Consider the following 16,863-nt stretch of genomic DNA (forward strand, 5'->3'; position numbering starts at 1 on the left):
TAAGAGATGTTGTTGAAATTATTGTGTTGAAAGATAATCTGAATGAGGGTTTTTTGTTTGATTTAAAAACTTTACAAGGGTTAGATGAGCGCATCGAATGGTTTGACAAATACTATAAATTTAAGGAGCATTATCGTGACAGAAAGTTTGATAATATTGTTATTCAATCAAAGCTTAAAAAAATTACACCAGGAGATACTGTTTATTTATGGCTTGGTGATGAGGGGAATGAATATATTTGGATGTGTGCTATCTTAAATTTTCTATTAAAAACCAAACTCTCTATTTATGTTATTGATTGGTCAAAAATATCCTTTAATAATTTTCACTATAAGGAATTATCCGCATATTCACTACAAGTAAGTGCACCTCAAGACGTAATTTTGGCTTCTAAAAATTTCAGACGTTTAACAAATCCAGAGCAAAATATCTTCTCGGAATTATGGATAAATTTTTTAAAAAACAACAGTCCACTAAGAATTTTGAAGGAGTTATCTTCAATTTTGGAAACGGATATAGAATATTTATGATAATAATCTGATGAGTTTGACTACCTCATATTTTCAAAGAGCTGTTATTATAGTAACCAAAACTTTTGGTATTCTATATCGTAAAAACTATTATTGTGGAATTGGGGAGGAATTTTTGTTGCGAAGATTAGAGGAATTATGTTTAACGGGAAAATTAGTTGGAAGATTCTCTGAAAACGGTAATAGGTGGGATTTTGAAGTGCGATTAACAAACTAATTATGTCAGATTTTAATATTAAAGATTTTTTAGATAACAAGGTTGATGAATACAATCAACCCAATTTCATACTCAATGACCCAATGTGTATTCCACATTTGTTTACAAAGAAGCAGGATATAGAAATAATGGGGTTTATAGCTTCAATATTAGCTTGGGGACAGCGAAAAACCATTATCAACAAGTGTAAAGAGCTGATCGAGCGAATGGGGGGAAGTCCTTATGATTTTATCATGCATCATCAGGAAGAAGATTTGAAATCTTTGTTGGGTTTCAAGCATCGGACTTTTAACGATACGGATTTGCTATATTTCGTGGAATTCTTTCGCTATCACTATACGCGTTTTGACTCGTTAGAAGATGCATTTTTAATAGGGCAGGAGAATGTAAAACCTAAAGAAATTTCCATTGAAAAATCTTTGAATGAGTTTAAACAATATTTTTTCTCTTTGCCTGACTTTCCATTGCGTACTCACAAGCATGTTAGTTCACCAGCTCAAAAATCAACCTGTAAACGATTAAATATGTTTTTGCGTTGGATGGTGCGTCAAGATGATAAAGGTGTTGATTTTGGGATTTGGAATAGGATTGCTCCATCACAATTGATTTGTCCGTGTGATGTACACGTAGAACGTGTCGCGAGAAAGCTCCAGCTTATTACTCTAGATAAATTAACATGGAAGGCAGCGGTTGAGTTAACGGAAAATTTATTATTTTTAGATGAAAGTGATCCTGTCAAATATGATTTTGCTCTATTTGGGTTGGGGGTTGAAAGAGAAATGTAAACTGATATTATGCTTAAAACTCCTCTGTTTTTTGTGTTGAGCTTAGTGCTAATTGTAGTGAATAATTTGTTGTTTAGCATGCACGAAGGCGCAATTATTCATTGCATCCAAGTAATAGTCGGTATTTTGTTATGTTTTCATTTTACCTGTAGTATTCTAAATACTACAGCGGATTTTCCTAAGCAATACGAAATTCCTCTATTTATAGGTTTTATCGTGGTAGCCCGATCAACTGAATCTATAATTCGTAAGTCATTGATAAATTATTACCCAGATTTTTATCAAGATTATAAACTTTACATTTTTGCGATTGTACTTGCTATATTTTTAGTAGTTGTATACTTTTTACAAAAATCTATTAAAAGCTCAAACGAATCTTCCTCTTAGTAGTTTTTATTGCTGACTTAATTTTTTCAAAATATCAACCAATCTATTTGAATAGCCAAATTCATTATCATACCAGCCCACAACTTTGACCAAACCGCCGATAATCGAAGTCAATTGTGCGTCAAAAACACATGAATATGGATTGTTAATAACGTCAACTGATACAATAGGATCTTCAGTATAATAAAGCACCTGTTTTAATTTATTTTGAGCAGCTTCCTTGAATTTTTGGTTAATTTCTTCGACTGTAGTTTCCTTCTCAAGTGTACACGTAAAATCTGTTAATGAACCATTTAAGACAGGAACTCGGATTCCGGCACCACCTAATTTGCCTTCCAAGTGAGAAAATACATTTGTGATTGCTTTAGCAGCGCCAGTGGTTGTTGGAATTATTGAAGAAGATGCGGCGCGAGCTCGACGTAAATCTCTATGTGGTGCATCATGAAGATTCTGATCACCGGTCATTGAATGCACGGTGGTGATATAACCGTCTTTAATGCCCCAGTTTTCATCCAATATTTTTACTAATGGTGCAACATTGTTTGTTGTACAAGAGGCATTAGAGAAAATAGGAGTATTCCAGTTAAAATCGGCGTCATTGATGCCAAGTACAACTGTAGGAATTTCTCTATCAGGTGATGGAGCAGAAATAATGACCTGCTTAGCACCGGATACTAAATGCAGTGAAGCTTTCTCTTTACTAGTAAAAAGACCTGTCGATTCTATTACAACATCAATACCCAAATCAGCCCATGGAAGTTTAGCAGGATCTTTTTCTTGCGTAACTAATATTTTATGACCATTTATAAATAGATGCTGTTCGTCGAATGAAACTTCTCCTTCGAAAGGACCATGAACTGAATCATATTTAAATAAATGTGCTAAAGTAGATGTGTGTGTTAAATCATTAATAGCAACAACATCAATATTTGGCAAATTTCTTTTGAGCAAATTGCGAAGTGTGTGTCTTCCAATTCGCCCAAAACCATTTATTGCTATTTTCATCGAGTTATTTAGTATATTCTGTTAGAATAAAATCGATTTTTTTCTCTCCATCCCAGTGAGATTGTAATTTGCCTTCAGCTGAATAAACATAATTAGCTGGGAATTGCTTTGGTACATGTATTTTTTGAATAAAATCTTGGTTTCTATCGTACAATACTTCCACATTAGGTTTTCCTACTAATTCTTTTCCAAATGTTTCTAAGAAATTAGCCATTAATGCCGGATCATTCATCGAAACGAAATAGATGTTTACGTTCTTTAGCTTATCGTAGTTTTTGCCTAATAACCCTGCTTCTAATTGACAATGTCCACAGCTGGGATCAAATAGAATAAATACTGTTTTTTTCCCTTTTGGAATGTCTTGATTCGTGAAAGAAATGCCCGATTTTACTTTATAAAATTTGAATTCAGGTAAAATTTGTGCTGGGGATTTTTGAGATAGTTCCTCAATTTTTTTTTGTTGTTCTGTTTGAGAAGCGGTATGGTTGTGCGCACTGTGATCGTGTCCTGCATGATCGTGACCATCATGATTTTCTACGTTTTCAGTCGCGTTAGTATTCGTATTAGAAGAATTTGAGCAACTCGAAAATCCAAGAACAGTACTTAGTAAGAGAGTTGATAGCATCATTTTTTTCATATAAAATAGTTATTTTGACAAATCTATAAAAAATATGTGGGTATGGTAAGAATGCTGTTATTTATGATGAATTTGTGATAAATAGAAAAGGGTTATCATAATGATAACCCTTTCAAATATGTTTTAATTAGTTGTTATGGAGTAACAACTTTAGCTTCTGCAGATTTTGGTTTAGCAATATTTGCATTGTTCTTACCTAAATCATATACAGATGGCGCAGCCAACATGATTGAAGAATAAGTACCTACAACAATACCTATCAAGATTGCAAATGCAAATCCTCTGATTACCTCACCGCCAAATATAAATAACACCACTAATACGAAGATTAAAGTCAGTGACGTAATAATTGTACGGCTTAGTGTAGTATTAATAGCATGATTAATAACTTCACCGAAACTCTTATGCAAACCAGCTGATTTATTAATTTCTTCGCGGATACGGTCGAATACAACAACGGTATCATTCACCGAATAACCTAATACGGTCAAGAATGCAGCAACGAAATGTTGGTCAATATCTAATGAGAAAGGAACGATTCCATCAAGTAATGAGAATAAACCCAATAAAATCAATCCATCATGTATTGTTGCGATAGCAGCTCCAGCCGAATATTGCCATTTGTGGAAACGAACTAATATGTATACCGCAATAATTAAAATTGATATTACTGCTGACCATGCTGCTCTTTCTGTAATATCAGAAGCTATAGATGGTCCTACTTTTTGAGAAGAAAGGATTTCATACTTGTTTCCTGAAATTTTTTCTAATCCTGTGTTTAATTTCGCTAATACCTCTGCGTCCGCTTCATCAGAAGTTTCTTCGATATGGTAAGTAGTCGTTACACGTACTTGATTTGAGCTACCAAAAGTCTTAACCTCTGTTGAAGACTCGAAGACCTCATCTAAGTTTTTACGAACTTCTTCTAAGTTCACAGGCTTATCATAACGAACAGTATATGTTCTTCCTCCTTGAAAATCTACACCCAGACTAAATCCTTTTGTAAAAATTGAGATTAAAGAGACTGCAATAGCTACTAATGAAATTGTGTAGTATAATTTACGTTTTTTGATGAATTGATAATTCGCACCAAGTAACGTATTAGCTGACCAAGGGTATGAAACACTTATTTTCATTTCTCTTTTAAGCATGAATTCGAAAATCAAGCGAGAAATAAAGATTGAAGTAAATAATGATGTAATAATACCAACCATCAATGTAGTTGCGAATCCTAAAATTGGTCCAGATCCGAAGATGAATAATACAACACCAACTAAAAAAGTAGTGATCTGCGAGTCTAAGATTGATGACATCGCATGTTTATAACCTTCTTCAATAGCTTGCTTGATATTTTTACCATTTCGGATTTCTTCACGTATACGTTCGTAAATAAGTACGTTCGCATCTACCGCAGTACCCATTGTTAATACGATACCGGCAATACCTGGTAATGTTAATACCGCATTCAGCGAAGCTAAAATACCCATCAAGAAGAATACGTTGAAAATAACTGCAATATTTGCAGCCCATCCAGCACGGTTGTAATACGCTACCATGAATAGCATTACCACAACAACAGCAATCATAGATGAATTTAAACCTGCGTCAATAGCTGCTTGCCCCAAAGAAGGACCTACAATTGCTTCCTCTACGATTTTTGCAGTAGTGGGTAGACGACCTGCTTTTAAGACGTTAGCTAAATCCTTAGTGTCTTCAATCGTGAAGTTACCTGAGATAGAAGAGCTTCCACCAGCGATTTCTGATTGCACATTAGGCGCCGAATATACCACATTGTCTAGTACAATAGCAATAGCTTCTTTTTTCTGTGCTGCTTTAGCTGTTACTCGGCGCCATTCTTTAGCACCGTATGAGTTCATTTTCATACTTACTACAGGAGAATTGGTTTGCTGATCAAACTCATCTCTAGCGTCAGTAATTACATCACCTGATAGTACTGAGCCAGACTCACCTGCGCCAACTTTGATAGCATACAATGCTAACGACTCAGAATTTGACTCTGGTTTTACTGCCCACAGTAATTTAAGGTTAGCAGGAATTATAGACTTAACCTCAGGTCTAGCAAAATATGCATTAACTTTTGCAGTATCTTTTAATGCTGCAGATCCAACCATTGGTCCAGGAATTAATTCTGGTTGGCCAGTTGGTCCTTGATAAACAGCAGGGTATAATACGCTAAATAAAGGGTTTTGCGCTGTTAGGTTTGCAAGAGCTGCCGAAGAATCCGTCTTTGCAGATTTATTACCACCTAGATTAGCTAATAAATTTTCTTTTTTAGTTGTATCTGCTACAGTTGAATCTGATTTGGCAATTGCATTATCTGTAGATTTTAGCGATGTAGCTAATGTATTATTAATACTATTTAATACACCATGAACTTCAACATTATTATATGTTTCAAAGAATTCTAATTTAGCAGAACCTTGTAATAATTTACGAACACGATCTGCATCGTTTACACCTGGTAATTCGATTAAAATACGGTTGGTTCCTTGTTGAATCTGAATATTAGGAGATGCTACACCAAATTTGTCTATACGGGTACGCAATACTTTGAATGAATTTTGAATTGCGTTATCAGCTTCAACTTGTAAGAAATTTTTAACATCCGATTCTGAACTAGTGCTACTAATTAAGTTTGAATTATCTTTTGTAGCAAAGAATGATGCTAATGATGAAGTTGCACCTGACGCTTTGTATTCGTCAATAAATAAATCAACAATAGATTTGTTTGTCGATGTACTTTTCTGAATTGCTGCATTTAGCGCAGTGTTGAATTTTTCATCTTTCGTATTATTCGCTAGGTTGCGAATCAACTCGTCCAATGAAATTTCCATTGTTACGTTCATACCACCTTTTAGGTCTAGACCTAATGGCAACTCTTGTGCTTTACATTCTCTGTAGGTAAATTTAGCAACACCTAAATTATACACTACTTCCCCAGCGATAGAATCCAAATACGCTTTTTCTTTGGCGATATCTCCGCCAGCGTATGCTTGTGCGTCACGCTCTACTTTTCTTGTAACAAATGTAAATGATAACGCATATAGACAGGCTACTGTCAATATGGCTACCAGAAATTTAATCAGCCCTTTGCTCTGCATTTTCTTATTCGTCTATTAATTTGATATAGTTTATGTTTTATTACGATGTAATGATAAAAATATTTACCAAGATTCGCAAAGGTATAAAAAAAATACAGAAAGAAAACAATAGTGTAATTAGATTAACTATATAAGGTCTATACAGTTATAGGGTGTAAAAAAAGAAGAAAAAATTAAAAGGGAATCATTCGATTCCCTTTCAAAACGTAAAGATATTATCTTAATACATATTTTACACCGAAGGTGAAACCATCACCATGGAAGCCTGTATCATGATTTAAGCCTAAATATGGCTTATAATCTAAATGTAATGCTAATGGGATAGTAGGGATTTTATATTCCAAACCTACTTGCGGACGAAGTCCAATTAATGTGTGACCATCACCATCACCAGTCCAAAATCCTACTTGAGCACCAACACCAGCATACCAATGTAATCCTTCAGCACCTTGAAAAGGTCTTTCATACTGCCAGTCAGCTCCTAATGAAACCCACTTGTTGTTAAAAGCAGCTTGCAATTGTAATGCTTGAGGACCTTGTAAAGCTGTTTTGTATTGTATACCTACGTTTGCTCCGTCATTTCCGTCAAATACAACACCTAAAGCTGATTTGAATGGAGTTTGTGCTTTTGCCTCGTTAGCACCTAAAGTTAATGCAGCAACTGCGATCAAGGATAAAAATACTTTTTTCATAATCTATAATTTGTTTAAAAGAGAACTGAAGGTTAATCCTAAGTTCAGTATTAATTTTTATTGAGAATAAGCAAATATATTGCCAAACATTAAGTGTAAGTGATTATTTTATAATTACACCTGATGAATTTGATTTTCCTTAATAAATGAAGGACGTAGTTTTAGATAATTTTATGAATTGATTATTATAAAACTTCATGTCATATAAATATTAAATTTTCATGAAAAATAGTTCGCTGGCGCATTATAATTAGTAAATATTAAATTATTTTGTATCTTTGTCCGGCAAATAGAAAACCCAAGAAAGGTATTTGCCATGCAATTAGATCCACAAAAATTCGTAGCTGAAGGTCTTACTTACGACGATGTATTATTAATACCAGCTTATTCTGAAATATTACCAAGAGATGTTGATACGAGTACTTATTTGACTCGTAAAATAAAATTAAATATTCCTCTAGTTTCTGCCGCTATGGATACAGTTACTGAGTCTGATTTAGCGATTGCTATTGCACAGGCTGGTGGTATCGGTATGCTACATAAGAATATGACTATTGAGCAACAAGCTGCTGAAGTGCGTAAAGTAAAACGTTCGGAAAGTGGTATGATCCAAGATCCAGTTACGTTATTGCAAACAGCAACAGTAGGTGATGCTTTTAGTATCATGAAGGAGCATAAAATCGGTGGTATTCCAGTTATTGATACAGATGGTAGATTAGTAGGAATCGTTACTAATAGAGATTTACGTTTCCAAAAAGATATGTCTAGGTCTATTCAAGAGTTAATGACTAAAGATAATTTAGTAGTTGCTCCAATCGGTACAGATTTAGTAAAAGCTGAAGAAATTCTTCAAAATCATAAAATTGAAAAATTACCTGTAGTAGACAGTAATTATATTCTGAAAGGTCTTATTACATTTAAGGATATTCAAAAGTATAAACATTATCCAAATGCTGCTAAAGATGAGCATGGTCGCTTAATCGTTGGTGCTGCAGTAGGTGTTACTGCGGATACAATTGATAGAGTTGATGCGTTAGTGGCTGCTGGAGTTGATGTTGTGACGATTGATACCGCACATGGTCATTCTTTAGGTGTAATCAATAAATTAAAAGAAGTAAAAGCGAAATATCCAGATTTACAAGTTATTGTTGGAAATATTGCAACTGGTGCTGCTGCTAAAGCTCTAGCGGACGCGGGTGCTGATGGGGTGAAAGTGGGTATTGGTCCTGGTTCTATCTGTACGACTCGTATTATTGCTGGGGTAGGTGTTCCGCAATTATATGCTGTATACGAGGTTGCAAAAGCGTTAAAAGGTACTGGAGTTCCGTTGATTGCTGATGGTGGTATTAAGCAAACTGGTGATATTGCAAAAGCGATTGCTGCTGGTGCGGATACGATAATGGCAGGTTCATTATTTGCAGGTGTAGAAGAGGCTCCTGGAGAGACAATCTTATTGGAAGGTCGTAAGTTCAAATCTTACCGTGGTATGGGGTCTGTAGAAGCGATGGAAAAAGGTTCTAAAGATCGTTATTTCCAAGATGTTGAAGCTGATATCAAAAAATTGGTACCGGAAGGTATTGTCGGTCGTGTGCCTTACAAGGGAACTTTAGCAGAGGTCGTGTATCAATATATAGGTGGTTTGAGAGCGTCAATGGGTTACTGTGGAGCTGCTAGTATTGAAAGACTAAAAGAAGCACAATTTGTACGTATTACAGGTGCTGGTCTTAGAGAATCTCATCCACATAATATTCAAATCACTAAAGAAGCTCCTAACTATAATAGTAGAGGATAAAACTTCGAATAAACGATATTTTTATTCAAAGCCTAGAGATTTCTAGGCTTTTTTTTGTTCTAATTTTTAAATTTATTAAATTAGTATTTCTAGTAATCAATTTATATTCACTAATACAATTTATTATGGGAAAGGGAGATAGAAAAACTACTAAAGGAAAAATTATTATGGGTTCTTATGGTAAAAAGCGCCCAGGTAAGAAAGCATTCAAGAAAAAGGATGCCTCTAAAGAGACAGAATAAAGCAACCTAAAAGGTTGCTTTATTTTTTTTGGTTAATTTTAATTTTTTATCAAAAGCTGTGTTTTAATTTTATTTTCATAAAAAAAGACTTGAAAAAATATAAAATTTGCATACATTTGGGTTGGATAATATTTTTTCACCTTTACCAAGATATTAATAAAAATCATAATGAAATTAAGTCAAAAGCAAGTCGTATTTGAAAATGAGGTTCTGACAAGATTTGACCTTTTTAAAAGCTTGTTTTTAACACTTCCATTTCAACGTGTAAAGCATACAGGTACGTTGTTGCCATTTTTTGCTGCGCATTGTGAAAACGGTGTTGAGCAACATTTAGCGCCAGAGCATATTATTGATAGTTTCTTTGGTCAGTATGAGCAATATATACAAGAAAGCGACCGTATTGATCTCCTTTTTCGTATTGTTCAATACATAGAACGACAAGTAGTTTTATTTGATGCAATCGAAGATTCTTCTTTTCAAGCATTAGGAAAAACAGATGAAACAGCTGGTTTGGATTCTTTGTTCAAATTGGCACAGACAGATTCCAAATTGAAAAGTCGCATTGTCGAGAAGCTAAAGGATTTCTCTGTTCGGTTGGTATTGACGGCACATCCCACTCAGTTTTACCCTGGGCCGGTTTTAGGAATTATAAATGACTTGATTGAGGGCATTAAGAATAATGATATTCCGAATATCAATTTATTGTTACAGCAATTAGGAAAAACTCCTTTTATCAAAAAGCAGAAGCCGACACCTGTGGATGAAGCGGTTAGTTTGGCATGGTATCTTGAAAATGTATTTTATAAAGTAACCTCAAGTATTCATTCCAAAATTGATAGAGAACTAGAGTTGCCTTCTGATGATGTAAAGCAATTAATCGAGCTTGGCTTTTGGCCGGGAGGAGATAGAGATGGTAATCCAAATGTAACTGTCGAAAGTACAAAGAAAGTGGCGACGATGTTGCGTACCATTCTGTTCAGATGTTACTATCGTGATTTTAGAGTTGTAAAACGTAGAATTACATTCCGTGGAGCTGAGGAATATTTAGAAAATCTTCAAGAGTTGTTGTACAACAACAGCTTCAATCCTGTAGAGAATCCTGTCGATGAAACTTTAAAAATTTTAGAAAATCTGAATGGAATTAAAGATGTGCTTTATACGCATCACAATGGATTGTTTGTCGACTTAGTAGAAGACTTGATTCGTAAGGTAAATACATTTGGATGCTACTTCACGACATTAGACATTCGTCAGGACAGTTCAATTTTGCGTAATACAGTTGGTTATCTGGTTGAAACATATAATGGTGAGACTGGTGTAAAGGAAGCTGATTTGGAAGGTTCTGAAGAATTAAAGCAGAAAGCATTTAAGTTCAATGAAGAGGAACTAGATTTTTCTGAAAATGCAGATCCTCTTGTGCAAGATACGTTAGGTGTTATTCGTTTACTTAAGAGTATTCAAGCGTCAGGAAGTGAACGTGCTGCGCAAAGATTTATTATTTCAAATTGTCAACAAGCTTCGGATATCCTTGGTTTGATGCAATTATTCTTGTGGCAAGGCTGGAAAAAAGATTCGTTGACGATTGATTTTGTGCCATTGTTTGAGACTGTAGATGATCTTTCTAGAGCGCGAAGCGTAATGAAAGCATTATATACCAATAAGGCATACGCAACACACTTAAAAAAGCGTGGCAACAAGCAGACTATCATGTTGGGTTTCTCGGATAGCACCAAAGATGGTGGTTATTTGATGGCTAACTGGTCAATTTATAAAGCAAAAATTGAATTGACTGCATTGGCAAGAGAATATGATGTGGATTTAGTTTTTTTCGATGGTCGTGGTGGGCCGCCAGCTCGTGGTGGCGGTAAGACACAACGTTTTTACGCAGCGATGGGTGGGGAAATTGAAAATAAACATATTCAATTGACAATTCAGGGTCAAACGATTAGTAGTCAATATGGTTCGTTAGATACGGCACAATATAATATCGAGCAATTATTGCATGCGGGGTTGATTTCAGAAATTAAACAGAACAGTAGCGATACCCTCACAGATAAGCAAAAAAGCGTGATTGATGATATGGCTGCAGAAAGTCATCGTAAGTTTATGACACTGCGTAATCATCCTCAGTTTTTGAAATATTTAGAGAAATTAAGCCCATTAAAAGCACTCTCTTCGATTAATATTAGTAGTAGACCAGTCAAGCGTAATTCTGATAAAGAACTAAGATTGCAAGATCTGAGAGCGATATCTTTTGTGACATCATGGAGTCAGCTCAAACAAAATATTCCTGGATTCTTTGGGGTAGGTAGTGCGATGCAATGGGCAGAAGAGAACAATTTGTGGTCTTATGTGCGTAATTTGTACCAAACATCAGGATTTTTCAATACGCTGATCGATAATTGTATGATGTCGATGACAAAATCTAATTTTGATATCACGGCTTATATGAAAGACGATAAAGAGTTTGGTGAGTTTTGGACTATGTTGCATGAAGAATACGAAAAAACTAAAGCGTACTTGTTAAAATTGAGTAATGCAAATGTCTTAATGGAAAACTATCCTGTAGAACGTGCATCAATTTTGGAACGCGAGAAAATAGTTTTACCATTGCTTATTATTCAACATTATGCAATCCGGGCCATTGAAGCTGGTAAGCTTGATGAAGAACAACAAGAGGTATATAGAAAGATAATTGGACGCACTATTTATGGTGTGGTGAATGCAGGTAGAAACTTAGCATAATACTAATTCTGAAACTTTTAAGAAGTTTGTAAGATATTTTATACTTTTGTGTTCGATAAATTGAATAAACATGAAATTTAATACTTTATTTGTTGCGGCGATTTGTGCAGGTACATTGATGACTTCATGTGTAAATGACACTGCCAAAGAGAATCAGTTGAAGTACACACATACATCATTAGTGGATGGTGATGCCTTCTCTTATTTTCAAATTATTGGTGAAACAGCTTTAGACGGCGTAAAATATGCAGAATATGCAGAGCAGTCGGGTGATGCGAAGTCTACGGATATCGCTTCAAAAGTAAAGGCATTCTATAGCCAATTAATTCCAGCTTTAGACTCTTTAGCTACATCTAAACAAGTTGATTTTCCTATAAAGGGAATTCCTCAAGGTCATGGTGAAGCTGATACTACTTCTGCAGATTCTACAGCACATGAAGCACATGCTCACTTTGATTATGTACATCATGCACAACATGAATTGGCAACTGTAAAAGATAAATTAAAAAGATTGACTCGTAATACAGATAAAGATGTTCAGGCTTTTGCAAAAGAACAATTCACAATCGTTACAGATTTGTATACGCAAGTTGGTGGTAAAGAAGATGCGCATGCACACCACTAAGTCCTAGTTGAAAATATTTTAAGTAAGGCGTCAATTTTTGTATTGACGCCTTTTTTATTATTTAAATTTTCAAAATTTCATATTTCGTATGCTTTAATCTATTACTTTATTTTATTTTTATAAAAATCATATATAAATTGTTAAAATTTCAATAAAAATTGAAAAATGTTATGATTTTTATTTTTATTGATGTTATTTTGTGTTGTTAAATAATTAGAAATAACTCAAATAGAAATAAATTATGTGTGGTATTATTGGAGCATTTGAATTAGTCCAAGAGGAGTCGACGATTAGACCCCAAGTATTAGAAATGTCAAAGCGTATTCGTCATCGTGGACCAGATTGGTCAGGTATCTTTAGTTCTTCAAAAGCTATATTGGCACATGAGCGTTTAGCGATTGTAGATCCGAAATCAGGAAGCCAGCCTTTATATAGCCCTGATGGAAAAGTGGTATTAGCGGTGAATGGTGAAATTTATAATCATCAAGAATTACGTAATTCGCTACCACATTATAATTTTGCGACTAACTCAGATTCTGAAGTAGTATTAGCATTGTATTTAGAGAAAGGTCCAAGTTTCGTAGAGGATTTAAACGGTATTTTTGGATTTGCTTTGTATGATTCTAGAGATGATTCATTTTTTGTAGCACGTGACCATATGGGGATTATTCCATTGTATTATGGTCGTGATGAGGCTGCTCAATTTTTTGTGTCTTCAGAGTTAAAATCTTTAGAAGGATTTTGCACTACAATAGAACAGTTTCCTCCGGGACACTATGTTTACAGCAAAGAGAGTTTAGAGCCTCAAAGGTGGTATAACCGTGATTGGGAAACTTATGATACCGTCAAAGATAATAAAACTAGTATTGATGACTTGCGTACTGCTTTGGAAGCAGCAGTTCACCGTCAATTGATGTCGGATGTTCCTTACGGTGTTTTGTTGTCTGGAGGTTTGGATTCATCTGTAATTGCTGCTGTCACTAAGAAATTTGCTTCAAAACGTATAGAGTCAGGAGATCAAGAAGAAGCTTGGTACCCACAATTGCATTCCTTTGCAGTGGGATTGAAGGGAGCTCCAGATTTAATAGCAGCTCAAAAGGCAGCTGATCATATTGGTACGATTCATCACGAAGTGAACTTTACTATTCAAGAAGGTTTAGATGCGATTCGTGACGTTATTTACCATTTGGAAACGTATGATGTCACTACAATTCGCGCATCTACTCCGATGTATTTGTTGTCACGTGTGATCAAATCTATGGGAATCAAAATGGTGTTATCAGGAGAAGGTTCCGATGAGTTGTTCGGCGGGTATTTATATTTTCACAAAGCACCAAACGCACAAGAATTTCACGAGGAGACTGTACGTAAGCTAAAAAAACTATATTTATATGATTGTTTACGTGCTAATAAATCTTTAGCCGCTTGGGGAGTAGAAGGTCGGGTTCCATTCTTAGATAAAGAATTTATGGATGTGGCGATGCGTCTAAATCCTGCGGACAAAATGATTAAAGATGGGCGTATGGAGAAATGGGTAGTACGTAAAGCATTTGAAGATTACTTGCCAGAAAGTATCGCATGGCGTCAAAAAGAACAATTTTCTGATGGGGTAGGATACAGCTGGATTGATACACTTAAAGAACAAGCGGAAACTAAAGTGTCGGATGCTGAATTCGTAGCAGCAGCCACAAGATTTCCTATCAATACACCCAAAAACAAAGAAGAGTATTATTACCGTTCAATATTTGAATCTCACTTCCCTTCAGAAGCAGCAGCTAAAACTGTGCCTTCGGTGAAGTCGGTAGCTTGTAGTACACCAGAGGCATTGCTCTGGGATGCATCTTTCCAAAATTTGAATGATCCTTCAGGAAGAGCTGTAGCAAGTGTTCATAATGAAAGTTACGACAAGGCTAAAGCAGAAGTTGGAGTTAATTAATATTTACATCAATTAGTAGGTTTTTAAATAATATACGCGTTTAAAGAAATTTAAAATTCATTTTGAATGTTTAGAAACAAGTATTATCTTTGTGCCGTTGGCAGGGAAGCCTACTAATATGATTCCTGAATAGCTCAGTTGGTTAGAGCATCTGACTGTTAATCAGAGGGTCGCTGGTTCGAGCCCAGCTTCAGGAGCATTTCAAACCGGTATTAATGCCGGTTTTTTTGTTTTATACTTATTTCATAACAGAAACATGAGTTTAGTTATAGTGGGCACAGTAGCTTTTGATGCTATTGAAACACCATTCGGAAAGACAGATAAGATAGTGGGGGGGGCTGCAACTTTTTCCGGATTGTCAGCAACTTATTTATATGATGATGTTAAGCTTGTTAGTGTTGTAGGGGAAGATTTTGGGGATAATCTTAATATCATTACTGCTAAGGGAATAGATGTAGATGGAATTGAAATAGTCGAAGGGGGTAAAACATTTTTTTGGTCAGGTAAATATCATAATGATTTGAATTCTAGGGATACTCTCAGTACAGATTTAAATGTCTTGGCTGATTTTGATCCTAAAATTCCCAAATCATATCAAGATTGTGAGTATTTATTGTTAGGTAATTTGACTCCTCAAATACAAATAGCAACTTTAGAGCGTTTACAAAATAAACCAAAGCTCGTTGTTTTAGATACTATGAACTATTGGATGAATGTAGCGTTGGATGATTTGAAAAAAGTATTGCAAAGAGTAGATGTATTGACAATTAATGATGAAGAGGCACGTCAATTATCAGGTGAATATTCTTTGGTAAAGGCATCAGAAAAAATTCTAGCAATGGGACCGAAGTATTTGATTATTAAAAAAGGGGAACATGGTGCGTTGCTTTTTGGTGAAGGTCAGATCTTCTCAGCTCCAGCATTGCCATTAGCAGATGTATTTGATCCTACGGGTGCAGGTGATACCTTTGCGGGTGGTTTTATTGGCTATATGGCTAAAGTGAAGTCGATAAACTTCAATAATATGAAAAATGCAATTATCTATGGTTCGGCAATGGCCTCTTTTTGTGTAGAGAGGTTTGGAACAGAGCGTATGCTGGATCTAACGCAAGATGAAATTACAGTTCGTTTGCAACAGTTTGTAGCGCTTTCGAAATTTGATATTGCGGAATAATATAATCATTCATAAATGAAATAGGGAGAATGCTTATGTAATTCTCCCTATTTTTTTGAATCTTTCGAACACTGTAGCGGTATGAGGCGCATCTACTAGTTCTTCTGTAAGATCTTGTCCTGCCCAATGTTCGTAATGCATACCTTTCTTCCAAAGTCTGCTTTCAGATACGTCGTATATAATGCCTTTGTAACCAACCCAAATTTCAGGTTTGTCTTGCCCATTTCTTAAAGCTAACTGCGATTTTGTATAAACGGTTAAGTTTTCGTCACTCATCTACAAATCTACCCAAAAGGTTTATTATTTATACGTAGAAAGCGTTTTTTTCATTGCTTTTCTAGCAACGTGTATTCTTGTTTTTACAGTTCCGATAGGAATATTCAAATGCTCAGAAATTTCATGGTATTTGTAGCCTTCAAAATACATCGTAAAAGGCGTGTAGTAATCTTCAGCTAACGCGGAGAGTGCAGAATTGATATCCTCCAATACAAATTTATTCTCTCCTTGGTTCTTCGTTGCCGAATGTACAAGATTCACAGGAGAAATTTCTTCTTCTTTGGTAATAAAGCTGTTTGATTTTGTAATACGCCTGTAATTATTGATAAAGGTGTTTTTCATAATGGTATATAACCATCCCTTTAGGTTTGTTCCATCCCTAAAGTTTTTGAAATATGTGACAGCCTTTAGCAAAGTGTCTTGAACTAAATCATTTGCATCATCGTGATCTTTGGTAAAATTTCTTGCATAAGATCTCAATGAATCGGAATGTTCGATCACTAAAGTGTTAAATTCTGTTCTGTTCATAGCCTTGAGGTTTGTAATTAAAAAATAGTAGTTGTCCTTAAATTTTTATAAGTGTGAACTACAGTTCAGTTATTACATTACAAACACTGTGCTAGAATTTTATTGCTAAATATTAAATATTTGTTAATATTAAATAAAAATTTGTAAAAAGAACCCTAAAACTACTTTTA

At 35.0% G+C, this 16,863-nt stretch carries 14 protein-coding genes and 1 tRNA gene; 9 read left to right on the top strand and 6 right to left on the bottom strand.

Translation table 11 applies throughout. The features are described 5' to 3' along the window. The first annotated feature begins 26 nt into the window (after positions 1-26). Both GOQ17_RS04585 and GOQ17_RS04590 read left to right on the top strand, forming a co-directional pair. Positions 27-530, top strand: coding sequence for a DUF1835 domain-containing protein (locus tag GOQ17_RS04585; protein ID WP_159635444.1), 504 nt, complete (start codon positions 27-29; stop codon positions 528-530). Positions 531-749: 219 nt separating this feature from the next. Then, the gene (locus GOQ17_RS04590) at positions 750-1,532 is read left to right on the top strand and encodes a TIGR02757 family protein (RefSeq protein WP_159635447.1); all 783 of its coding nucleotides are present in this window, start codon (positions 750-752) and stop codon (positions 1,530-1,532) included. Between the two features lie 393 nt (positions 1,533-1,925). Here GOQ17_RS04590 and gap read toward each other — a convergent pair whose 3' ends face one another. The 4 genes from gap to GOQ17_RS04610 form a co-directional block, all read right to left on the bottom strand. Beyond that, entirely contained in the window at positions 1,926-2,924 is a 999-nt protein-coding gene (gap, locus tag GOQ17_RS04595) for a type I glyceraldehyde-3-phosphate dehydrogenase (RefSeq protein ID WP_159635450.1), read from the bottom strand. A 4-nt stretch (positions 2,925-2,928) separates the two neighbouring features. Beyond that, the gene (locus tag GOQ17_RS04600; protein ID WP_236537055.1) at positions 2,929-3,561 is read right to left on the bottom strand and encodes a peroxiredoxin family protein; all 633 of its coding nucleotides are present in this window, start codon (positions 3,559-3,561) and stop codon (positions 2,929-2,931) included. 134 nt (positions 3,562-3,695) lie between these two features. Then, on the bottom strand, positions 3,696-6,683 hold the full coding sequence (gene secDF, locus GOQ17_RS04605) for a protein translocase subunit SecDF (RefSeq protein WP_159635453.1): 2,988 nt from the start codon (positions 6,681-6,683) through the stop codon (positions 3,696-3,698). A gap of 215 nt (positions 6,684-6,898) precedes the next feature. After that, a complete protein-coding gene (locus tag GOQ17_RS04610; protein WP_159635456.1) occupies positions 6,899-7,375 on the bottom strand; it encodes a hypothetical protein in 477 nt (158 codons plus the stop codon). Positions 7,376-7,691: 316 nt separating this feature from the next. On the opposite strand from GOQ17_RS04610, the gene guaB reads away from it, so the two are divergent. The 7 genes from guaB (at position 7,692) to GOQ17_RS04645 (ending at position 15,889) form a co-directional block, all read left to right on the top strand. Further along, on the top strand, positions 7,692-9,167 hold the full coding sequence (gene guaB / locus GOQ17_RS04615; RefSeq protein ID WP_159635459.1) for an IMP dehydrogenase: 1,476 nt from the start codon (positions 7,692-7,694) through the stop codon (positions 9,165-9,167). 125 nt (positions 9,168-9,292) lie between these two features. Next, positions 9,293-9,409: a 30S ribosomal protein THX gene (locus GOQ17_RS04620; RefSeq protein WP_159635462.1), complete on the top strand. Its 117-nt coding sequence runs from the start codon at positions 9,293-9,295 to the stop codon at positions 9,407-9,409. 168 nt (positions 9,410-9,577) lie between these two features. Then, on the top strand, positions 9,578-12,154 hold the full coding sequence (locus tag GOQ17_RS04625) for a phosphoenolpyruvate carboxylase (protein ID WP_159635465.1): 2,577 nt from the start codon (positions 9,578-9,580) through the stop codon (positions 12,152-12,154). Between the two features lie 70 nt (positions 12,155-12,224). Then, the gene (locus tag GOQ17_RS04630) at positions 12,225-12,779 is read left to right on the top strand and encodes a hypothetical protein (protein WP_159635468.1); all 555 of its coding nucleotides are present in this window, start codon (positions 12,225-12,227) and stop codon (positions 12,777-12,779) included. A gap of 241 nt (positions 12,780-13,020) precedes the next feature. Further along, entirely contained in the window at positions 13,021-14,715 is a 1,695-nt protein-coding gene (gene asnB / locus GOQ17_RS04635) for an asparagine synthase B (protein WP_159635471.1), read from the top strand. 123 nt (positions 14,716-14,838) lie between these two features. After that, positions 14,839-14,912: transfer RNA gene (locus GOQ17_RS04640), tRNA-Asn, on the top strand. Between the two features lie 59 nt (positions 14,913-14,971). After that, complete coding sequence (locus tag GOQ17_RS04645) at positions 14,972-15,889, top strand: PfkB family carbohydrate kinase (protein ID WP_159635474.1); 918 nt, start codon at positions 14,972-14,974, stop codon at positions 15,887-15,889. A gap of 33 nt (positions 15,890-15,922) precedes the next feature. Here the strand turns inward: GOQ17_RS04645 and GOQ17_RS04650 are convergent, their stop codons facing one another. Beyond that, positions 15,923-16,165, bottom strand: coding sequence for a cytochrome b5 domain-containing protein (locus GOQ17_RS04650; RefSeq protein ID WP_159635477.1), 243 nt, complete (start codon positions 16,163-16,165; stop codon positions 15,923-15,925). 24 nt (positions 16,166-16,189) lie between these two features. Next, positions 16,190-16,693 (bottom strand): RNA polymerase sigma factor, encoded by a 504-nt coding sequence (locus GOQ17_RS04655; RefSeq protein ID WP_159635480.1) that lies wholly within the window; start codon positions 16,691-16,693, stop codon positions 16,190-16,192. Positions 16,694-16,863 lie beyond the last annotated feature (170 nt).

This window comes from Sphingobacterium composti (assembly GCF_009829075.1).
Classification (GTDB): domain Bacteria; phylum Bacteroidota; class Bacteroidia; order Sphingobacteriales; family Sphingobacteriaceae; genus Sphingobacterium; species Sphingobacterium composti.